Genomic DNA, 21458 nt, shown 5'->3' with positions numbered 1-21458 from the left:
ATAATTGTATAATGGTGAATAATATCAGCAAACGAGGTTCAATTATGTATCAATATAATCAACAACTATCTAACCCCAATACCAATTACTTCATAATAGATTCCAGTTCCAGTCTCACCCACAACGATGTAGATTTTAAATTCTACAGCTACCAAAACAAAAGCAACAAGCAACTCCACGCTGGTGACTTAATAATCTATCGCAGATCCGGCAGTGCCTCGGAATGGGGTAATGAATTTTATCTCTATGGAGCAGCTGAATTTGGTGAGGTAGTTCGTGAAGATCCAGAAACTGGTAGCAATTTGGTTCAAATCAAGCACCCTTATCTTTTCTCACATCACTTAATGAAGCAAAACCTAAGAACCTTTGATTGGAAATTCAGAACCTTCAAGGGTAAGTGGTCGAATTTCTTTAACATGAACGGTATCACCCAGATATCTAAGGAAGATTTCGCGGGCCTTTTGGAACGTCAAAAGGATCAAGTACCAGAGGAACCGGAGTTGTCTCCAGAAGAAGAAGCCATTGCTGTTAAATGTTATCAAGCTGAAAAAATGGAATCCTATTATATCAACGATGAAGCTAAAGGTGTCAAAACTTACAATGCTGTCCAGAAGTTCTTCAATGATAAAGTAAAATTTAATTATCATTATAAATCGGCACTGACTGGCGAGACAAATGAAGCTGATTTGGTGGCAGTTAGGATTGTCCCTTGGGTAGACAATTTGGATATTCGTTTGGATCCACATAATGGAATTTGTCTGACAAAAATCTTCGCTGATGCTTTCACACAAGGTTATTTCACCTTCTCAGATCAAGGTCATATTATTCTTTCTGACGTAGCATCAACGGATCCGGAGACTAATAAAACATTAAATAAATATAAAAACAGAAAAATATATATGAATAAAGAATTTTCTCCTAATAGAAAATATTTACAATACCACCGTGAGCATGTCTTTTTACATTAATGGCTATTGACGAATCAACACGGCCTTAGTATTATATGTACAACAACTTTTAATTAAGTCCAGTGAGACTTGGAAAGTACACAATTAGTCGGGGAAACCCTCTGAAACGTAAACTTTCTTTGTTAGCTGGCAAAGAAAGTTTTTTTATTGCCATACGTTTAATTTACTTAGATTTTTCTAATATAAGTATCAGTTAAATTAAAAATGTTTTAATTTAACTATTGACGAATCAAGTCGTACTTTGTATTATGGGAACAATAACTTTTAAAGAGACCCTGTGAGGTCTGAAAGGCGAAAGAAAAACAGAGAGGATTCTCTGCACTTCGCGTACTGGTGAAAAGTTTTATTATTTTGAATTTTTAATTGGGTCCAGAGAGATCCCGAAGGTTCAGTCTAAATCAATCGTCTAAGACAAAACTTGAGGGATGCTGGTGAGCATCCCTTTTTATGTACTAAATTTTATCAATTCGGAGGACAAATATGAAAAGATACCTAGTTTTTGAAGATGGAACATACTTTGAAGGTACGGCTTTTGGTAGTGACACAGAAACAATCGGCGAACTTGTTTTTACAACAGGGATGAGCGGATATCAAGAAGCGATTACTGATCAATCATACAATGGTCAAATTATTACATTTACTACACCAATGATCGGTAATTACGGTGTCGCTAAGAAATTTAATGAATCACAAAAGCCTACTATAAAGGGCGTACTCGCCCGAGAAATAACCGATGTCGTTGGTAACTACCAAAGTGAAATGACACTCGATGAATTCCTAAAAAAAGAAAATGTCCCCGGTATCCGACGAATTGATACACGCGCAATCACCTTAAAAATTAGAAAAGCTGGCTCATTGAAGGCAGCAATTGTCGACGATTTAGACTCAGGTTTAATTGACCAGATCAGTACTTGGAAGTTATATGATGAACAGTTACAAAAGAGTGTTAACCCTACATCACAAACGTTTGAAGGTAGCGGCAAACATGTCGTTTTACTAGATTTCGGCTATAAAGAAAGTATCGTGTCAGAATTAACCAAGAGATGTCTGAAAGTCACCGTTGTGCCTGGAAATACACCACTTGCAGAAATTGAGAATTTGAAACCAGATGGCATTATGTTGAGTAATGGACCTGGAGATCCCATTCGACATGCAGATATTTTGCCAACCATTGTGGAATTGGAAAAACGTTATCCACTCTTTGGAATTTGCATGGGACACCAATTACTTTGTCTCGCTAATGGAGCTAAAACTTTCAAGATGAAATTTGGTCACCGTGGATTTAATCACCCAGTTAAGGATTTAGCAACTGGTAGGATTTACTTTACGTCACAAAATCATGGTTATGCCGTGGATGAAGCATCAGTTGAAGCGACTGATTTGAAAGTTACGCAAATTGAATTGACTGATCAAACAGTTGAAGGAGTTGAGCATGAAAAATATAATGCTTTCTCCGTTCAATTCCATCCGGACGCTAAGCCAGGTCCACACGATGCCGATTTCTTGTTTAACAAATTCTGGGACATGATCAATAAATAGCTGGAGGGGAATACATTGCCAAAAAGAACAGACCTTAAAAAAATTATGATTATCGGTTCTGGCCCAATTATTATTGGTCAAGCAGCCGAATTCGATTATTCAGGAACACAAGCTTGTTTAGCGTTAAAGGAAGAAGGCTATGAGACTGTTTTGATCAACTCCAATCCAGCCACTATCATGACCGACAAGCATATTGCCGATAAAGTTTATATTGAACCGATTACTTTGGAATTCGTGGAAAAAGTTTTGGTCAAGGAACATCCTGATGCCATTATCCCCACACTTGGTGGTCAAACTGGATTGAATATGGCAGTTCAGCTGCAACAAGCTGGTATTTTGGATCAATTAGATATTGAAATTATCGGAACTAAATTAGATACCATCAATGAAGCGGAAGATCGTGAAGAGTTTAAGGAATTAATGAACAAACTTCACGAGCCAGTCCCAGCTTCACAATCAACTCACAATTATAAAGATGCCAAGAAGTTCGTTGATAAAATAGGTTTCCCAGTCATCATTCGTCCAGCCTTTACCATGGGTGGAACTGGTGGTGGAGTGGCTCACGATGAAGCTGAACTAGAAGAAATTGTTAACCGTGGCTTGAAGGCCTCACCATCGACTGAAGTTTTGATCGAACAAAGTATCGCTGGCTTTAAGGAAATTGAATTCGAAGTTATGCGTGATAGTGCCGACAATGCCTTAGCCGTTTGTCACATGGAAAATGTTGATCCTGTCGGAATTCATACCGGTGATTCAATCGTTGTTTCACCAATTCAGACTTTGACTGATAATGAAGTTCAGAAATTACGTGATGTTTCCTTAAAAATTATCCGAGCTTTAAAAATTGAAGGTGGCTGTAACGTTCAACTAGCCATCGATACTAAAACAAGCAATTATTACATCATTGAAGTTAATCCGCGGGTCAGTCGTTCATCAGCTTTGGCCTCCAAAGCAACTGGTTATCCGATTGCTAAAATTGCAGCCAAAATTGCTGTTGGTTTGACACTAGATGAGATCGTTAATCCTATCACTGGAAAAACTTTTGCTCAATTTGAACCAGCTTTGGATTATGTTGTCTGCAAGATTCCTCGTTGGCCCTTTGATAAATTCTCCAAAGCCGACAGAACTATCGGAACGCAGATGAAAGCAACCGGTGAAGTTATGGCCTTGGGTCGTAACATTGAAGAAGCTTTCCAAAAAGCCGTTCGTTCACTCGAAATTGATCAAGAAGATTTGATTATGGATTCTTTGGCTGACAAACCATTGTCAGAAATAGAAGAGTACGTCAAAACACCAACTGATGACCGTTTATTCTATCTAGCTGAATTATTGAGACGTGATGTTTCTTATGAAACTATCAATCAATTAACGGCTATCAATCCTTATTTCTTAGCCAAGTTAAAGAATATTGTCAGCTATGAAAAAGTTTTGACTAACGGAACGTTGGATAAAGAAATTGTCTACGATGCCAAGCGTTTGGGTTATTCAGATAAGACAATTGCTCGTTTGAATGATTTGGATGAAGATATTATTCGCCACTTTAGAAAACAAAGTGATATTTTACCAACCTACAAGATGGTCGATACTTGTGCCGGTGAGTTTGAAGCGGAAGCTCCATATTTCTACAGTACTTATGAAACTGAAAATGAATCGCAAAAAATGTCTGAAAAATCTGTCTTGATCCTCGGTTCTGGTCCAATCAGAATTGGCCAAGGTATCGAGTTTGATTACTCCACGGTCCATTGCGTCAGAGCGGTTCAACAAATGGGCTACAAAGCCATTGTTATCAATAATAATCCCGAAACAGTTTCAACTGATTATTCGGTAGCTGATAAACTCTACTTTGAACCATTAACTTTGGAAGACGTCTTGAATGTCTGTGATTTGGAGCAACCAATCGGTGCTATCGTCCAATTCGGTGGTCAAACATCAGTTAATTTAGCTGAACCATTGAAGGAAAATGGTATCAAGATTCTTGGTACTCAAGTTGAAGATATTAACCGCGCTGAAGATCGTGATCTCTTTGATCAAATCATCAAGAAATTGGAGATTCCACAACCTGCTGGTGGTACCGCTACTTCTCAAGCGGGTGCTTTGAAAGTCGCCCACAAGATTGGCTACCCAGTTTTGATCCGTCCAAGTTATGTGCTTGGTGGTCGGGCTATGGAAATTGTCAGATCCGATGAAGAACTCGACAAGTATATGCACGAAGCTGTTCATGTTTCTAATGACCATCCAGTTTTAATCGATACTTATTTGACTGGTCGTGAATGTGAAATTGATGCCTTGAGTGATGGAAAAGATGTCTTGTTACCAGGTATCATCGAACATATCGAACGTTCAGGAGTCCACTCAGGTGATTCGATGGCAGTTTATCCACCTCAAAATATTCCTGATGAAGTTCAAGCTCAAATCGTAACTTATGCGAAATTGTTGGCAAAAGAATTGAATTGTATTGGAATCATGAATATTCAATTTGTTATCCATGAGAATCAAGCTTATGTCATTGAAGTTAACCCACGTGCCAGTCGGACAGTACCTTTCTTGAGTAAAGTCACTGGAATTCAAATGGCCCGGATTGCTACCAAGTTAATTCTTGGTGCTGACTTTAATAGCTTAGGATTAGAACCAGGTTTGGAACCAGAATCACGTTTGATTCACGTTAAGGCACCAACATTTTCCTTCAATAAATTAAACAATGTTGATAGTGCTTTAGGACCTGAGATGAAATCAACTGGTGAAGTTATGGGCTCAGGACTTGATTATACTGAAGCCTTGTACAAAGCTTTTGAAGCTACCAACCAACATATCAAAGATGCCGGAAATGTTTTGATCACCGTCAATGATAATGATAAGAAAGAAGCTAGTGGCTTAGCTCATCGTTTCAGTGAAGTTGGTTTCCAAATTTTAGCTACCCAAGGAACAGCCAATTACTTTGCAAAATGTGGTATTCCTGCTAAAGTTGTTCCCGAAGTTGGTCAAGCTGATGAAGATATTGTCTACTACTTGAGTCACAACAAGATTCAGTTGTTGATCAATACTTTAGGTGAGAGTAGAAGCCAACATTCAGATGGATATATTATTCGTCAAAATGCGGTCCTCAATTCAGTACCACTGTACACATCACTTGATACTGCCAATGCTATATTGAAAGTATTAGAGAAACGTTTTATCAGTGTTAATCCTTTATAGAACAGAAAAAGCATCCCATTTAGGGATGCTTTTTTATTTGGAAATATTTAATGATTAATAGAACAGATTATAAAAACTTTGATTCGGCAGTTGTTACGCCTGGAATTTCAAATTCACCATCGCGGACTCTTTTGTCAGTTTTATCAAATTCTTTTTTTAATTGAGATTTTATTTCTACTATTTTATCAAAGTCCCCGTCACTATAACTAGGAGCTTGTCGACCCTTGATTTTTCCGTCACCTACCATTTGAACCTTGAAAACGGGATTAGGGTTCTCAATCTCATAGCCGTAGGAGATTTTGAATTCGATGGTGTCAGAATGATTAGCACCATCGGTTTGTAGATAAGTTGCGATTACAGGTTGGAATACTCTATTTCTTGACATGATTAATCCTCCTAAATTATGTATGTGCTTATAAGTCCTTTATAGAAAACACTTCGGTACTCAATTAGAATACCACGTAGTAAACACGCTGTCAATAAAGAAACGGCGTATAAGGTACTTATAGGTACAGAGCAACGAACGATAACTACATAAGATAGTAAAACAGCATTCCCAAAAAGGGTGCTTTTTTATTTGGAGATTAATTCGATGGTACTCTTACCATTACCGGTTTTCTTAACGAGCAATTGTTGACCAATACTTTGTTTCATTGATTCAATGTGGCTGATAACACCAACCATTCTATTTTTACCGATTTCTTCTAGGGCTTCCATAGCACTCTTTAAAGTTTCATCATCAAGTGATCCGAAACCTTCATCAACAAAGAGGGCATCGATTTGCACACCATTGGCAGATGATTGAACAACTTCGCTAAGTGATAGAGCAATTGAAAGAGCAGCAATGAAGGTTTCACCACCAGATAAAGTATTAGATGAACGGACGGAATCAGTTTCACGGTCGTAAATATTGATATCCAATCCTCGATCACGTTGTTTGTTTGAGCTTTCCTTGGAAAGGACAAATTGATAACGGTTATGTGATAGACGGTTTAAGAAGGTCATATTAGCGTAAACTAAAATTCTTTGTAGATAATTTTGAACCACATAAGTTTCTAGTTTTAATTTACTATCGTTGCCATCTTTACCATTAACAATATTGTAAAGACTAGTAATAGCGGCTAATTCTTTGGCAAAAGCACCTTGTTGTTGCATGATGTTTTTGACCTTTTCAAACGATGCTTGGGCATTAGAAAAGTCTTTTTCAGCAGTAGCTGATATTTGGATAGCCGCAGTACGTTTAGCCTCATTATTATTGTTGATTTGTTTTAAGGCCGGTAAATCTGGTTGTTTAATATCAATTAATTCAATTTGAACTTTTTCGATAGCAGCTTTGAGTAATTCTTTTTCCTTATTGTAACTAGCAATAGTATTTTGCAAACCAGTTAATTTATTTTGGCTAAGCTCCAAGATCCAATTATCTAAGACATCATAGTCATTTGTTTTAGCATCATCAGCAGTTAAAGCTTTGGTTAATGTTTCAGATAATGTTTTAACAGCCTCAGTTTGATTCTTCAAAGTAGCTTGAATATCTGTTAGACGGATTTGTGTATTACTAAATTTCTTTTCAGCATCGTTCAGAATATTTTGAGCAGTCTTGAGTGATTTTTGGAAATCAGTATAAGCCTTAGATAATTCATTTTGTTGTTCGATCAATTCTTGACTGGAAATATCAGGATTGTCTAATGATTTTAATTTAGTTTGATAGTCATTAGTTCGCGTTTGGTATTGAGTTGATAATTTATCAAATTGTGAAGTGGCTTGATTTAAAATTTCTTGAGCTTTGGCTTGTTGTTGCTCTAAATTTTTGATTTCTTTAGCTAATTTTTGTGCGTTTTTGATCTGTTGGTCTAAGTCGTCAATTTTAACTTGATAGTTATTCTTGATAATATTCAAATCAAAGGCTAATGGTAATTTAATGGATACTTGATCATATAATTCAGTATATTTTGAAGAAAGTTCCCTTAAAGCAGCAACAGCTGTTTGTTGTTTCTCGGAAAATTCAGCTGAAAGAGTATCAAGATTTTCTTGGAGAGTTTTGACAGCATTGTCAGCTGCAGCATAGGTCTTTTGAGAATTATCAACTTCATCCATTGATTTACGAAGTTCAGTTTCATCAGCAGTAGCCTCATTGTGAGCAAAGGGATGATCTAGTGATCCACAAACTGGACAAGCTTTATTTTCAGTTAATTCTTGGCGTAATTGAGCAATCATTAATTCTTGGCGAGTTTGGATTTTGGCCTGATAATCAGTCTTTGCATCGGTCAGTTTAGTTTGTTTAATTTTCAAGTCGGCCGTCAAACTGTCGAGTCGTTTTTGTAATTGTTGGACATCGGCAACTGTAGTATTACGGTTATTTTCCAAAGGTTGGAGTGTATCAATTAAGTTGTCTTTTTCTTTTACCAAACTGTCTTTTTGAGCTGTGAGATTATCAGTCGAAATTGCATCACTACTCTTGGTGGTGATCTGTTGTTTTAGGGTTTCGAGATTGGTAGTTTGTTTTTTAACAGCTGCTTCAGCCTTAGTTAATTGTGGTTTTAAACCCTGTAATTCAATTTGGATTTTTTCGACATCTTGAGCTTTAGTAATCAAGACGGTTAATTTCTGGGCCTGTTTATTTTTATCTTCAAAAGTATCAATTTGAGAAGTTAAGGTATTTAAATTAGTTTGATCTTGTTTTAATTTTGCTTCAGAATTTTTGAGTTCAGCTGAAATTTTTTGTTCATTCTTAGTAGTTTCAGCTTGTTCAGCTTTTGTACGATCCAAATCACGGACAGTTTCTCGTAATGGTTGGGCCCAAGTTAATTCAGCAACATGGGTTTGTTTATCTTTAATATCAGTAGCTTTTTCAACAATATTAGTTTGATAGTTTTGTTTTGATTCAGCTAAATTATCAAATTGTTTTTGTAATTCTTGAGCAGCGTGGTAATTCTTATCAGACTTTTTCCAGGCTCCATCAGCAATCTTTTGAGCTTCATCAGCGGCGGTTAATTTATCTTGGCGTTGTTTAAGATAATCAGTAATAACGGTTACTAATTGATCATTTGGTGTAGCAGCCATTTTCACTTGTTCATCGTCAGTCCAAATGGTTGATTCAGTTTGAGATTTTAGATTGCTGTTAAAGTTAGTTGATTTGGCGTTGGCTTCATCATAATGAACTTTCAGCTGGGTAGTAAAGTCAGTAAATAATTGTGTACCAAAAATCTTTTTAAGGATTTTTTCTTTATCAGTAGTATTTGATTTTAAAAATTCGGAAAAATCATTTTGAGGTAATAGAATGATCTTTTTAAACTGGTCAGCATTGAGGTTTAATATCTCGGTAATGGCATGACCAACGTCGACGGGTTTGGTTGCGATACTTTCAATTTCAATTCCACCAACATCTTCAACAACAGATAGATCGGCAGTGGGAATCTTTTTAGTAGTTCCAGTGCCACTTTTTTTGGCTAAGAATTGTTCCGGTGTTCGTTCGATCTTATAAATTTTGCCACTCTGTTCGAAGTAAAAAATAACATTAGTAGCATCTTTAGGTTCAGCAAATTGACTCCGCATTTCTTTGGCATCACGATCACTAGTTGTGCTGCTGAAGAGAGCAAAAGTCATGGCATCAAAAATAGTTGATTTCCCAGCACCAGTGTCACCACCAATTAGGAAAATGGGTGATTCATCAAGTTTACGAAAATCAATGATTGAATGTTCATGTGGTCCAAAGTTATTCATTTCTAAGTAGATTGGTTTCATTTTTTCTCCCTTTCAACTTCATTAAAGATATTTTCAACCAGTGACATTTGTGGAGCGGATAGATCTTTACCGGTGATAGATTTGAAAAATTGTCCAACGGTATCTTCAGGACTGATTTCACTGATATTGGTTGTCACATTGGTAAATTCAGAATTATTAGAGTCAACTTGGTAATCAAGTTCAATAATCGTGCCATAACGTTTTTGGAGTTCAGCCCGAATGTTAGTCTGGGCGTGTTCACTCCGGTCAAAGTTTTTAATAGTAATTGCGAACCAGTCCTTATTAACTGGTTGTTGCTTGTAAAATTCAGCGTCACAAAGAGTATCCCAATCTTCTTCTAAAACAATCAAATCTGTTTTAGGGGTGAGGGGACGATAATCTTCTTTAATGGTGGAATCACTGATAGTTACGATATCAACACCTTTACCTTTATTTTTAAGACGGGCTTCTTTGATGTTGAATTTGACGGGACTACCAGAATATCTGACCGTATCACTTGGAGAAGCGAAACGAGTATGGATATGGCCTAACATGACGTAATCAAAATCTTTGAATTGACTGGCAGTTAAGGTTGCTAAACCACCAACCTTTGAAGTTGTTTCACTAGTGAGATGGTCATCGTCTTGACCATCAGCAGTAACGGCAAAATGAGTGATCAAGAGGTGTTTTTTCTTAGGGTCGAATAGTTTGACCATGTCAGAGACAACTAATTCCATCGCAGCACCAATAGTGGTGATCTTTTTGGCCTCGTCCTCAGACATACCTTGATTATGATAGTAAACACGGGCATCCAAAGGGTCGAAAAATGGCAACATAAAGATTTGCACGTCGTCAGTTTCAACTGGTGTAAAAGCTTCTTTGAGTAAAGTATTTAAGTGGAAATTAGTGAATTCCATCCAATCACGACCATAATTTAGACGTTTGGCACTGTCGTGATTACCAGAAATCGCATAAATGGGTATCTGGTTTTTTAAATTTATTTGGCGGAACATTTCATTTAGGGCAGTAACAGCTTCAGGGTTAGGAACAGCTCGATCGTAAATATCTCCGGCAATAACGATTCCATCGACTTTTTCGTCTTTAGCTATCTGTAAAATCTGATCAAAGGCATGTTCTTGCTCATCTAAAAGTGAGTATCCGTTAAGGGTTCGACCGATATGCCAATCGGCAGTATGTAATAGTTTCATTTCAAATCCCTCCATTTGAGTTAATTGTATCAAAACATATCCTGTATCTAAGAATTATTTAAAGTATATCATTCATTTAGAACATATGTTCGTAAAAACACAATAAAAAAAGCTGACAATAATTTGCCAGCCTTTTAGAATATTTCTGATTAGTCATTCAAGTTGTAACGTAGCTTCATGTGTTCAGAACCCATTGTTACCATGTCGCCAAGCAACTTAGTTTGTAATTCGAAAGCTGTGTTAGCCAATTTTTCATTAGCATCTTCCAAATATTTTTTAACTTTCTTTTGGCTCTTAATATCGGCATCAGTATCATTTTGAATTTGACGGTAAGCACTCATCGCATCAAGTTCATAATCATTTCTCATATCGACATACAAGTCATAGTCAGTATCACCTAACAAAGCAGTTGTACAACTTAACCAGTACATGTTATTAAGATCAAATTTACCAGTGGCATTCTTGTATTGAGCAGGTGTGTCTTTAACGTTTGTGTAGAAAGGAACAACTGTATTGAAAGTATTGGCACCATAAGCTAACCAATGAATACCAGCGATTTCTGCCGGAACATTGTTTCTAATTTGTAAAATATGAACGTCGTGGTTTCTGTTGATACCAATAGGACGGAAGAGTTTCTTTTCAGCTTCAGTACCAGAACCGTAAACGTCATACTTAGTATTTTCAAAGTGAGAACTCAAAACAAATTTTACATCTTCAATTGAGATCTTACGGTTAGCATGGCAGATGAATGGTAGATCTTGGTTCATTGGATCATCTGGTGTGTCATCAGGACTGAAGAATTTTTGACCTGACCAAGCACGAGGGTTGTTGTAAACAGTATCTTTAATAGAAGAACTACCAAAGATATGTCTCAAATTATATTTCTTAAAGTCAGGGTTCAAGCTATTTTTATCGATCATTTCTTTCAAGTCATCTGAGCAAAGTGTATCGTCAGAGTCGAAGTCAAATTTGTCGATATTCATACGGTTAGGTGCCACAACATAGGCATCATCAGGAATACGAACAGCGGCCCAGTGGTGTCCACCAATTGTTTCTAACCACCAAACTTCATCATTATCGGCAAATGAAATACCATTTGGTTCGTAAGTACCATATTGTTCAAGCAATTCACCTAAACGTTTAACACCATCACGGGCACTAGTAATGTAAGGAAGTACTACGGTAACAAGGTCTTCTTCACCAAGTCCACCTTCAACAAAGGGGTCAAGTCCAAGAACACGTGAGTTAGTAGTGATAGTTTCAGTAGCTGACATTGCAACATTGTCACTGTTGATTCCGGCTGCAGGCCAGATACCATTTGTTAAAATTGAGTTAGGAATTGAAGTATAACGTAATGGCTTGTCAGGTAGGTCAACCTTAACTTTGCTAATAACTGATGTATATTCTGTAGGTTGGTCATCAGGATTGATAACGACAAAGCGTTGAGGATCAAGTGCTTCGTGACCATCATCATTTCTTGAAATAATTGTTGAACCGTCAATTGAAGCCTTTTTTCCGACTAAAATTGATGTACATGAACCTTTAATTCGTTTTTCCATTGTATAAGGAGCTCCTTTTGTGATTTCTGATAGCTTAATTATAACTTCTTTAATTTCATTAGCCAAATTGTATAGTTCAATATTTAATGATCAAACATTGAATAGGTTCCATAATATTCAGTAATGATAGTTTTTTGAAACTTTTTAACATCATCAGATGCTACAACATTTGGATTAACAAGCAACGAATGAGTTTGATAAATAAAGTATTCTCTTAAATATTTCTCGCCCTTTTCAAGAGTGATTTGATTGTCCTGAACACTGTCTAAGATGCCATGAATATTGATTCTATTTTGAAAGATCAGAAAACCTGCTGAGATATTATCAATAATCAATTTATTGGTTTGGGCATTTTGGTAGTAGGTTTTGAGATTTTTGAAGTAGTTGTCATAACCATGATGAAAATCTTGATATAGTTGAGGATACTTTTGCTTTAATTCATTTTCGAATAATTCAGAGGTTGATCCAATTAATAGTAGGGAATTTAAAATAGTTGTTAGTAAGTTCTCATCCTCAGCAGTTTTGGGGATGGGATTTTTTTGGATAAAATCTAGATGTCGTTTAACTACGGCAGCGACGATTTCGTCTTTGTTTTTAAAATATAAATATAGCTTGGCACGACTGATATCAGCCATTTTGGCAAGTTCAACCATTGAAAAAGTGCTGAAACCTTGAATCAAAATAATACGGTTAAACTTGATAATTAGTTCTTCTTTAGGTGTCATGAGATAGTTCCTCCAAAAATAATTATAGCATTTGTTTGACATTTTAGACAGTTGATAGTATTATTTGTCTAAATTAAACAAACAAGAGGACATAATTATGAAAAAAGTCGTTGTAACAGGTGGAACAGGTTTCGTTGCTGGTTGGGTCATCGTTGATTTTCTACAAGCTGGTTATCAAGTAAGTACTAGCTTACGTTCCATGAAAAAAGCTGACTGGTTGAAGAAAGAAATTGCTGGAGCTGTCTCTGAGGATGAAATTGAGAATTTGAGTTTCTTTGAGGCTGATTTAACTAGTGATAAGAATTGGGTTGAGAATATCAAGGGTGCTGATGGCGTGATCCACGTGGCTTCACCAATGGGCAATGGCACACAATCAGTTGAAGAATTGGTTAGTGTTGCTAAAAATGGTACTTTAACTGTCCTGAAAGCTGCTAAAGATGCTGGAGTGAAACGTGTTGTTATGACTAGTTCACAGGCTGCTTCGACTCCTGAAAGTGGCAGTACCGAAACCTTGGATGAATCATTCTGGACTGATGTTGATAATCCAGATCTTGATCCATATCGGATTTCAAAAGTTGAATCCGAAAAGGCTGCTTGGGAATTTGCCAACGAAAATGATTTGGAATTAACAACTATTTTGCCAGGTGCTATCTTTGGACCAATTTTGTCAGAGAAGGCTGTCAGTTCTAACCGCATTATGTTGCAACTACTAAAGGGCCTACCAGTAATTCCTAATGTTGACTTAGAAGTATCAGATGTTCGCGATTTGGCTAGATTACACCGTTTGGCTTTCGAAAATCCCAGTGCAATCGGTAAAAGATATTTAGCTGCTTCACAAAAGATTCCTATGGCTGGAGTTACCAAGGTTTATCAAATTAACTTCCCATATAAGAAACTCAAAATTAGAATTTTACCTAACTGGGGGACAAAATTCTTAGCCAGATTTGTTCCTAGTTTGAGAGCCTTGGTACCAATCCTAGATAGAAAGTACAGTCACACGACTGCCGCTGCTGAAAATGATTTGGGTTGGACTCAACACACACCAGAACAAACTGTTTTGGATGCTGCCAAAACTTTGATCAGATTTAATTTGGATAAATAATAAATTATTTCAAAAAAGTGATTGACCTAGACCACACTCTAAGTATTAACGTTAAGTCATTAAGAGAGAGGACGTTAACATTTTATGAAACAATTAAATATTGGTAATACAAATTGGAGGGCTTCTTCAGTAGCCTTAGGAATTATGCGCATGGAAGCTTTATCGACCAAAGATGCTGCTAAAACATTGGAGGCTGCTGTTGATACTGGCATTAACTTTATCGACTCAGCCGATATTTACGGTATGGGAAATTCTGAAAAAGTTTTCGGCAAGGCAATGAAGGAAGCAAATATTTCTCGTGATGATGTTTATATTCAATCAAAGGGTGGCATCGTCTTTGACCCTGAACGTAGTCATGGTAGTTTTGTCTTTGGCAAACGTTATGACTTCTCGAAACAACACTTAATCGATGCAGTTGATGGAATCTTGGAAAGAATGCAAATTGATTATCTTGATTCATTCTTATTACATCGTCCTGATCCATTGATGGAACCAGAAGAGGTTGCCAAAGCGTTTGATGAGTTGCAAGCTGCTGGAAAAGTTAGACATTTTGGTGTTTCAAACTTTAATCCTCAACAATTTCAATTAGTTCAAGAGGCAGTTGACCAAAAATTATTGATTAATCAATTACAATTTAGTATTGCTCACACAGGCATGATCGATTTTGGAATGCATACTAATATGACTGATGACCGTTCAGTTAACCACGATGGTGGAGCTTTGGAATTCTCAAGACGTATGGGAACAACTATTCAAGCTTGGTCACCATTCCAATATGGTATGTTTGAAGGAACTTTTATTGGTAGTGATAAATTCCCAGAATTAAATAAGAAGTTACAAGAATTAGCTGACAAATATGGTGTAAGTAAGAATGCCATTGCCACAGCTTGGATCTTGAGACACCCAGCTAAGATCCAAGTTATGATTGGAACAATGAATCCTGAACATATCGTTGATAGTGCTAAAGGTGCTGAGGTCGAACTTACTAAACAAGAATGGTATGACGTCTACTTTGCAGCAGGCAATGATTTACCATAAAATCTGAATATAAAAAGTGTATTAACCGATGCGATATTTTCAGTTCTTACTCAAGTTTGGTTAAAGTATGAGTATATTTAACTTCCCGTCTTCCATAAAAATCGGAAATGGGCTGGAACGCCAAGGGCATCGTTTCGAACCAACTCAAGCTCGGAGTTGTTTTGAAATCGAACCTTCCACTAAGCCAGCAAAGAACGCTGACCAAGTGGAATTTCTTGGCTGAGCCCATTTCCGATTTTTATTCCAGACTAATTAACATTTTGATTATTTGATTATACAAAAATGGGCTACCTAGTTTATTCTAGATAGTCCATTTTTGTAGATAGCCAAACATAAGAAAGAGCCGATTTTTCAGTCAATCTGGGCTTTTGTTGATCCTTAGAAAGATAAAACTTAATAGTAGGAATTCTTTAGACTCAGTAACATAAATAAGATAGAAACTAACCAACTAGCTCGGAGCAAGGAAGAAAAAACGGCTGGAACATAGCGAATGCCCGCTATGTTCCAGCCGTTTTTTCTTCCTTGTGGAGAGCGGCATCATAATAATAACTCCACTAACTTACGCTTTAACCAAATTTGAGTAATAAGCTGTTCTCAGTCAATAGGGATTCCTTTTTATGTTATTTAGGCAAACTAATTTTGGCTTCCTTAATAGCTGAAAGGTATTTTTCTAGGAGAACATTTTTTACGTTAAACTGGGCACCTGGCTTAGTGTAAGTGGCAACTTGAATTGTTAAGGTACCATCATTTTGATTAGCAAATCCAACGATAAAGGGTGCTTTTGTGATTTTTAATTTATCTAAATCAAGGTTCTGATTAATTTCATTGATAATTCTCGTAATTTCAGCAAAGGGAGAGTCGTTAAAAATAGGTATTTCCATTAAAGCCTGCATATTATTACGTGACATATTGCTGACGACGGTGATATTACGATTAGGAATGTAATTTAATGTTCCGTCGAGACTTTGAATTTGGGTAGTTCGAATCCCAACGTAGGTAACTTGGCCTTCAATAGCGTTGATTTTAATGGTGTCGCCGACACTGATCTGCTGTTCCAAAAGAATGAAGAAACCGTTGACCATATCGGAAACGAAACCTTGGGCGCCGAGACCAATGGCCAAACTGAAGATTCCGGCTCCGGCAATTAGTGTTCCCACGGGGATGCCGATAGCTGACAGAATTGCGTAGATCCAAAAGAACATCAGAATATATTTGAAAATATTCAAAACTAACGTGTAAATGGTATCTAATTTTTTAGGTGAAATTGAAGTTTTGGTATTTCTGAGACCAGTTTTGAAAATATGACGAATGATTTTTTTACCGATCCAATTGATCAATAATAAGACCACAGTTAGTAAGATTAACTGGAAGGCTACAGAGGCCACGTGTTGTAAGACGGACTCCCAATTTACCTTGAGAAAGAGATTTTTGATTAAAGCATTGAAGTTAAGAGATGATTTCAAAATTTAGTATTCCTTTCGAAAATTTGAGCTTAAATAATCGTATCACAAGAACTAAATCTTTTCCTTGGCATAATTTAAAGAAAGTTGTACTATGTATGTTATTAGTAACATATGTTTATGATGACATATTTAGTGGAGGGGATATTTTGAATTATTGGATTTTAGCATTAACGTTTATCAGTGTTAACTTGGATTTCTTCTTCATGTTGATCTTCCTATTGAAGAAATATAAATTATCAAAGGTAATGATTGGTTATCTATTAGGGAATATTATTTTGTTAACCGCTAGTTTTGTGATTGGTAAAGCTTTAGCGGCATTCTTACCAGAGTGGTTATTGGGGATCTTGGGGATTCTGCCAATTTATATGGCATTTCACGATGATGACGATGATGATGGCGAGAAAGCAACGCATAAGTCAGAAATATGGACTGTTTTAATAACTTATTTGTCAGTCTGTGCCGGTTGTAACTTATCGATTTTCTTACCAGTTTTGGTCGGAGAAACGGTGACTAATTTCTTAATTACCTTAGTATTTATCGGTGCTTTAACAATTTTGGCTGTCCTAGTTATTAAACTAGTCGCTGATATTCCAGCCGTTTCAAACATGATGGAAAAACACGGTGAAAAGCTAATGAAAATCTGCTATGTCTTAATTGGTTTGTATGTCTTTTGGGATAGTGGTTTGATCAGTCACTTAATTGCACTTTTTTAATAAAATTGTCGTTTTATACTATAATAATATGAATAGACATTACGGAAAGGCGAGTAGACAATGAGTGAACAAGAAAAGATAGAGCTAATTGATTCCAAACATTTGATTGAGTCCGAACGAATCTTTAAATTATTAAGTAATCCCAATCGATTACAGATGTTGAAGATTTTGGAAAATAATACTTTGAATGTTAATGAAATTGGTCAGGCTTTGAATATCGAGCAATCGGTTGTCTCACATCAATTGTCCATTTTGAAAAAGCATCAATTGGTCAGTTCCCAAAAAGAAGGTAAATTTAATTACTATCGCTTAGACGATCCACATATCTTGGATGTTATTAATGAAATGATTGAGCATGCTGATCACGTTATCCGTGGGAAAAAGCATGGCGAATAAAAAAGGGCTGAGAAAATCTTAAACGATTTCTCAGCCTTTTATGTTACATATAACTCTTGGGTACAAAATCCTCAACTGCTACGTAAAGTTTATCGGATAGGTCTTTATATAGTTCGTGTTCACCAGTCATTAAGGTGAAATTCGTATTGTCGCAGGATTCGATTAGTTTAATGGCAGCGGCAATTTTTAAATCATCATGTGAGTAATCAATGTCGCTACTACCAGTGATAGTTATGTCTAATGTAGGAGCTTCTTTTCCTAAAGTGTAGTCTTGGATGTTTTCTGTAATCAAAGTTAAATCTCCTCAATGTTTGGTGGAAATTAAAACTAACACATAATCACGCCGTTTTACAGATGGTTGTACGGATTGTAAATTGTCGTTTAAAAATCCTGTTATATCAACGATGTTTGTAATTCTAGCTTTAGTTTTTGGAGAAATATCGGTATAACTAAGATAAAGAGGAGATGAATTCATGGACTTTGGGATGCAGATCAAAAAACTCCGTCATGGGCACCAATTAACTCAAGAACAGTTGGCACAGAAACTAAATGTTTCACGACAAACAATTTCTAGCTGGGAAAACAATCGGAATTTGCCAGATTTAGAAATGGTGGTTTCAATCAGTCAGATTTTTGAAATATCATTGGATCAGCTTATTTTGGGTGATCCGACAATGACAAGTAAATTAGTGAAGGATGGTAGCGATATGAGAAAGGCGAAGATTTCTTTATACACGACAATTATTATGATTTTGGCTGGTATCGGTTGTTTCTTACTTAAGATGATGATTGGCTCAACGATTGATAATAATGGCGTACTACATGAACCATTTTTCTTGCTTCCAATTGGCTATCTCTTCTTATTACTCGGCTTGATCAGTGGATTTATCTACCTATTTAGAAAATTACGTCATTAAAGTTTAGAAAATTACGTCATTAAAGATTGGCTTATCAATTAAATATGTTAAAGTAGATTTACTTATATAGAAGGGAATTACAAAATGACATACCCACAATTAGATTTAGAAAATGCTACAGGCAGTGTGGCTACTATTACAACTAACCACGGTGTTATCAAGATTCAACTTTTTGATGAACTAGTACCTAAGACAGTTAAGAACTTCATCGAATTAGCCCAAAAAGGTTACTATAATGGAATCATCTTCCATCGTGTTATCCCTGATTTCATGATTCAAGGCGGCGATCCTACTGGAACTGGTATGGGTGGCGAAAGTATCTATGGTGATAGCTTTGAAGATGAATTTAGTGATCAACTATTTAACCTAGATGGTGCTTTATCAATGGCCAATGCTGGTCCTAACACTAACGGCAGCCAATTCTTTATCGTTTCTAATCAAAATATGCCTAAACGAATGATTAAAGATATGGCCGGTGCCGGTTATCCACAAGAAATCGTCGCTGAATATAAGAACGGTGGTACACCTTGGTTAGATAACAGACACACCGTCTTTGGTCAAGTTAGCGAAGGTATGGATGTTGTTCGTGAAATTGCCCGTGCTAAGCGTGATGGTAATGACAAACCTAAGGATGATATCATTATGGAAACTGTTGAAATTTCAGACTAAACTGATTCAACGATTTCTTGATAAGTGTCTTTAAAATAAGAATTTTTGAGAAAAACTAGATTAATGGGATGTTCCACGTGGAATCCTTGCAGGTCTAGTTTTTTTAGTTGTCCAGATTTTAGTTCGGAAGTGATTAAAGACTCATACATAAAACTGATACCTTCATTTTGTTTGAGGAATTCAACAATAGCCGAGGGACTGGCAATTTCAATCACGTTTTGGAAGTCACTAATTCGGTAATTTTGAGTTGCTAACCAATTTTCAAAGATATTACGGCTTCCAGAACCGTTCTCTCGTAGTAAAAGAGGTTGGTTAAAAAGATTCTCAACTGCTGAGGTATCGATGATGTTGTGGGATACACCAATGAAGTTTTCCTTTTGAACAAAGAAGGAGTCAAATTCATCTTTGTTGAAGTTTCCTTCTATTAGACCAAAGTCGACCTTGCCATCACGAATATTTTGGAGGATATGTTGAGTATTGTTGATTTTCGTAGTGACAATGTTAGTTCGGCTGGAAAGGTGTTGAATAAACTTAGGTAGGATAGTTGAGCTGAGTGATAAAGTGCAGCCCATTTTGAGATGCTCGGTACCAGACTTGAGTGCAGTGATAACCTTGTGACTCTCTAATTCAGTTTGTTTTGCAAATTTAGCCAAATTTAATCCAGCTGTGGTCAAGGTTATGTGTCCATGTTCTCTAATGACCAGTTGTAATTGCAATTCTTCTTCCAATGAATTGATCTGTTGGGAAACAGCTGGTTGAGTAATGAATAATTCTTGAGCCGTTTGGGTAAATGATTGAGTTTTTGATAAAACAATCAGAGTTTTGTAACGTCTATCAAGCATAATTGGCCTCGCTATAAATTTTACTTATGTATAACTAATAAATACTAATTTTTACTTATGATGATTCTATATTATCATTTTAAACATGGAGGATTAATCTATGTATGCAAAATTTTTTGAACGAAGTTTTTATTATGCCTTTTTGATGACATTAGTATGTTCGATTGTGGGTAGCTTTCTTGGGGGACAACCATATTTAACAATTATTGGTGCTTTAGTTATTTCACTGATACTAGGGATGATGTTTCAACTGTATCGGCCAGCAATTAAGAAGGCTGAGACCGGAATCGGCTTTATTTCTAACAAGTTTCTCCGTTTAGGAATCATTTTATTAGGATTTAAACTGAATTTGATCGACTTAGCTAATGCGGGAGTTAAAACAATTTTGTTTGCGATGGTTATTGTGACAGGAACGATTCTGTTAACCTATAATATTGCCCGTAAACTTGGAGTTAGTAAACGTTTAGCTATTTTGACTGCCAGTGGCACAGGTATTTGTGGAGCCGCGGCGGTTATGGGGATATCGCCTCAAATCAAAGTATCAAAAGATCAAGAAACGGCCAAGCATAATGATGAAGTTTTAGCTGTGGCAATTGTCGCTATCTTAGGAACAGTCTTTACGTTGATTGAAATAGCTATCAAACCTTTATTACATATGTCTGCAACTCAATTTGGAGTTATGGCTGGAGGATCATTACATGAAATTGCTCATGCGATTGCAACTGGGGGAGCTGGCGGACCGGTTAGTTTAAGTGCTGCTATCATCACCAAGCTATCCCGAGTATTGTTGTTGGCACCAGCAGCCTTAGTAATTGGCATCTGGTATCAACATCAGGAAAAAGTTGAAGGTAGTGGTAAAGAGAAGTTACCGATACCTTGGTTTATGGCCGGCTTCTTATTAGCCAGTATTATTGGAACTTTTGTACCTATGTCAGCTCAGGTGTTAGGGATGTTAGTTAAATTAGCATACTTGGTGTTGGGTATGGCAATGGCAGCCTTAGGAATGAGTGTTAACTTCAAAGCATTCTTGAGTAGTGGGAAGAATGCAGTATTAGCCGCACTGTCTTCATCAGTGGCTTTATTGATTTTCGCAATTATTGTTAGTAAGAGTTTCTTTTAGGTTGAATAGATAGGTAAAACAGCAAGTAATGGATCATTAATCCACTATTTAGCTGTTTTTATTTTGCCAATACGAAGCGTCTTAGGTCTGGCATTAGTAAAAAAACGTGCTATAGTGTAAAGCAATGAACCTGAACAGTGATGTGTTTCAAATTTTATTATTTGCTATTTAATAGGAAGAAACTAATAAATAAGTCAGTTATGTAGAATTAATTGAAAAAAATAATAAAAAGGACTTGCATCGGTTTATTATTAACGGTAATATATATCTTGTTGTTGCGACAGAGC

The 21458-nt window shown here is 36.4% G+C and carries 18 protein-coding genes; 10 read left to right on the top strand and 8 right to left on the bottom strand.

Annotated features, from left to right (window positions below; all coding sequences use genetic code 11):
- Nucleotides 1-44 precede the first annotated feature (44 nt).
- The 3 genes from IV57_RS08955 to carB all read left to right on the top strand — a co-directional run bounded on the left by IV57_RS08955 (nt 45) and on the right by carB (nt 5699).
- Nucleotides 45-968: an HNH endonuclease gene (locus tag IV57_RS08955; protein ID WP_057881184.1), complete on the top strand. Its 924-nt coding sequence runs from the start codon at nt 45-47 to the stop codon at nt 966-968.
- Between the two features lie 480 nt (nt 969-1448).
- Nucleotides 1449-2507, top strand: coding sequence for a carbamoyl phosphate synthase small subunit (locus tag IV57_RS08950; protein ID WP_057881183.1), 1059 nt, complete (start codon nt 1449-1451; stop codon nt 2505-2507).
- A gap of 15 nt (nt 2508-2522) precedes the next feature.
- Nucleotides 2523-5699, top strand: a complete 3177-nt coding sequence (gene carB / locus IV57_RS08945) for a carbamoyl-phosphate synthase large subunit (protein WP_057881182.1) — start codon at nt 2523-2525, stop codon at nt 5697-5699.
- Between the two features lie 67 nt (nt 5700-5766).
- Here the strand turns inward: carB and IV57_RS08940 are convergent, their stop codons facing one another.
- The 5 genes from IV57_RS08940 to IV57_RS08920 all read right to left on the bottom strand — a co-directional run bounded on the left by IV57_RS08940 (nt 5767) and on the right by IV57_RS08920 (nt 12911).
- Nucleotides 5767-6084, bottom strand: coding sequence for a hypothetical protein (locus IV57_RS08940; RefSeq protein ID WP_057881181.1), 318 nt, complete (start codon nt 6082-6084; stop codon nt 5767-5769).
- 188 nt (nt 6085-6272) lie between these two features.
- Nucleotides 6273-9440, bottom strand: a complete 3168-nt coding sequence (locus tag IV57_RS08935; protein WP_057881180.1) for an SbcC/MukB-like Walker B domain-containing protein — start codon at nt 9438-9440, stop codon at nt 6273-6275.
- A complete protein-coding gene (locus IV57_RS08930) occupies nt 9437-10627 on the bottom strand; it encodes a metallophosphoesterase family protein (RefSeq protein ID WP_057881179.1) in 1191 nt (396 codons plus the stop codon). The genes IV57_RS08935 and IV57_RS08930 overlap by 4 nt, the downstream gene beginning before the upstream one ends.
- A gap of 149 nt (nt 10628-10776) precedes the next feature.
- On the bottom strand, nt 10777-12186 hold the full coding sequence (locus tag IV57_RS08925) for a C69 family dipeptidase (protein WP_057881178.1): 1410 nt from the start codon (nt 12184-12186) through the stop codon (nt 10777-10779).
- An 83-nt stretch (nt 12187-12269) separates the two neighbouring features.
- The gene (locus tag IV57_RS08920) at nt 12270-12911 is read right to left on the bottom strand and encodes a TetR/AcrR family transcriptional regulator (protein ID WP_057881177.1); all 642 of its coding nucleotides are present in this window, start codon (nt 12909-12911) and stop codon (nt 12270-12272) included.
- Between the two features lie 97 nt (nt 12912-13008).
- Here IV57_RS08920 and IV57_RS08915 point away from each other — a divergent pair, with 97 nt between their 5' ends.
- Complete coding sequence (locus IV57_RS08915; RefSeq protein WP_057881176.1) at nt 13009-14013, top strand: NAD-dependent epimerase/dehydratase family protein; 1005 nt, start codon at nt 13009-13011, stop codon at nt 14011-14013.
- A gap of 84 nt (nt 14014-14097) precedes the next feature.
- Nucleotides 14098-15051 (top strand): aldo/keto reductase, encoded by a 954-nt coding sequence (locus IV57_RS08910; RefSeq protein ID WP_057881175.1) that lies wholly within the window; start codon nt 14098-14100, stop codon nt 15049-15051.
- Between the two features lie 620 nt (nt 15052-15671).
- Here IV57_RS08910 and IV57_RS08905 read toward each other — a convergent pair.
- Nucleotides 15672-16514, bottom strand: coding sequence for a mechanosensitive ion channel family protein (locus IV57_RS08905; protein WP_057881174.1), 843 nt, complete (start codon nt 16512-16514; stop codon nt 15672-15674).
- Nucleotides 16515-16660: 146 nt separating this feature from the next.
- Here IV57_RS08905 and IV57_RS08900 point away from each other — a divergent pair, with 146 nt between their 5' ends.
- Together IV57_RS08900 and IV57_RS08895 are read left to right on the top strand one after the other, a co-directional pair.
- Entirely contained in the window at nt 16661-17227 is a 567-nt protein-coding gene (locus IV57_RS08900; protein ID WP_057881205.1) for a cadmium resistance transporter, read from the top strand.
- 60 nt (nt 17228-17287) lie between these two features.
- A complete protein-coding gene (locus IV57_RS08895) occupies nt 17288-17623 on the top strand; it encodes an ArsR/SmtB family transcription factor (protein ID WP_057881173.1) in 336 nt (111 codons plus the stop codon).
- Between the two features lie 43 nt (nt 17624-17666).
- Here IV57_RS08895 and IV57_RS08890 read toward each other — a convergent pair whose 3' ends face one another.
- A complete protein-coding gene (locus IV57_RS08890) occupies nt 17667-17915 on the bottom strand; it encodes a hypothetical protein (protein ID WP_057881172.1) in 249 nt (82 codons plus the stop codon).
- A gap of 181 nt (nt 17916-18096) precedes the next feature.
- Between IV57_RS08890 and IV57_RS08885 the strand changes: the two genes are divergently transcribed.
- Both IV57_RS08885 and IV57_RS08880 read left to right on the top strand, forming a co-directional pair.
- Complete coding sequence (locus tag IV57_RS08885; RefSeq protein ID WP_057881171.1) at nt 18097-18540, top strand: DUF3955 domain-containing protein; 444 nt, start codon at nt 18097-18099, stop codon at nt 18538-18540.
- An 84-nt stretch (nt 18541-18624) separates the two neighbouring features.
- Nucleotides 18625-19209, top strand: coding sequence for a peptidylprolyl isomerase (locus IV57_RS08880; protein WP_057881170.1), 585 nt, complete (start codon nt 18625-18627; stop codon nt 19207-19209).
- Here IV57_RS08880 and IV57_RS08875 read toward each other — a convergent pair.
- Complete coding sequence (locus IV57_RS08875; protein WP_057881169.1) at nt 19206-20051, bottom strand: LysR family transcriptional regulator; 846 nt, start codon at nt 20049-20051, stop codon at nt 19206-19208. The genes IV57_RS08880 and IV57_RS08875 overlap by 4 nt on opposite strands.
- Before the next feature lie 100 nt (nt 20052-20151).
- On the opposite strand from IV57_RS08875, the gene IV57_RS08870 reads away from it, so the two are divergent.
- On the top strand, nt 20152-21171 hold the full coding sequence (locus IV57_RS08870; RefSeq protein ID WP_057881168.1) for a YeiH family protein: 1020 nt from the start codon (nt 20152-20154) through the stop codon (nt 21169-21171).
- Nucleotides 21172-21458: the final 287 nt, after the last annotated feature.

This window comes from Companilactobacillus kimchiensis (assembly GCF_001438805.1).
Lineage (GTDB): Bacteria > Bacillota > Bacilli > Lactobacillales > Lactobacillaceae > Companilactobacillus > Companilactobacillus kimchiensis.
This window is presented reverse-complemented; position numbering and strand designations above follow the sequence as displayed.

Excerpts from the sequence above, each read along its gene's own strand:
- IV57_RS08955 (WP_057881184.1), top strand. The coding sequence starts at position 45 with ATGTATCAATATAATCAACAACTATCTAACCCCAATACCAATTACTTC.
- IV57_RS08950 (WP_057881183.1), top strand. The coding sequence starts at position 1,449 with ATGAAAAGATACCTAGTTTTTGAAGATGGAACATACTTTGAAGGTACG.
- IV57_RS08940 (WP_057881181.1), bottom strand. The coding sequence starts at position 6,084 with ATGTCAAGAAATAGAGTATTCCAACCTGTAATCGCAACTTATCTACAA.
- IV57_RS08935 (WP_057881180.1), bottom strand. The coding sequence starts at position 9,440 with ATGAAACCAATCTACTTAGAAATGAATAACTTTGGACCACATGAACAT.
- IV57_RS08930 (WP_057881179.1), bottom strand. The coding sequence starts at position 10,627 with ATGAAACTATTACATACTGCCGATTGGCATATCGGTCGAACCCTTAAC.
- IV57_RS08925 (WP_057881178.1), bottom strand. The coding sequence starts at position 12,186 with ATGGAAAAACGAATTAAAGGTTCATGTACATCAATTTTAGTCGGAAAA.
- IV57_RS08920 (WP_057881177.1), bottom strand. The coding sequence starts at position 12,911 with ATGACACCTAAAGAAGAACTAATTATCAAGTTTAACCGTATTATTTTG.
- IV57_RS08915 (WP_057881176.1), top strand. The coding sequence starts at position 13,009 with ATGAAAAAAGTCGTTGTAACAGGTGGAACAGGTTTCGTTGCTGGTTGG.
- IV57_RS08910 (WP_057881175.1), top strand. The coding sequence starts at position 14,098 with ATGAAACAATTAAATATTGGTAATACAAATTGGAGGGCTTCTTCAGTA.
- IV57_RS08895 (WP_057881173.1), top strand. The coding sequence starts at position 17,288 with ATGAGTGAACAAGAAAAGATAGAGCTAATTGATTCCAAACATTTGATT.
- IV57_RS08885 (WP_057881171.1), top strand. The coding sequence starts at position 18,097 with ATGGACTTTGGGATGCAGATCAAAAAACTCCGTCATGGGCACCAATTA.
- IV57_RS08880 (WP_057881170.1), top strand. The coding sequence starts at position 18,625 with ATGACATACCCACAATTAGATTTAGAAAATGCTACAGGCAGTGTGGCT.
- IV57_RS08875 (WP_057881169.1), bottom strand. The coding sequence starts at position 20,051 with ATGCTTGATAGACGTTACAAAACTCTGATTGTTTTATCAAAAACTCAA.
- IV57_RS08870 (WP_057881168.1), top strand. The coding sequence starts at position 20,152 with ATGTATGCAAAATTTTTTGAACGAAGTTTTTATTATGCCTTTTTGATG.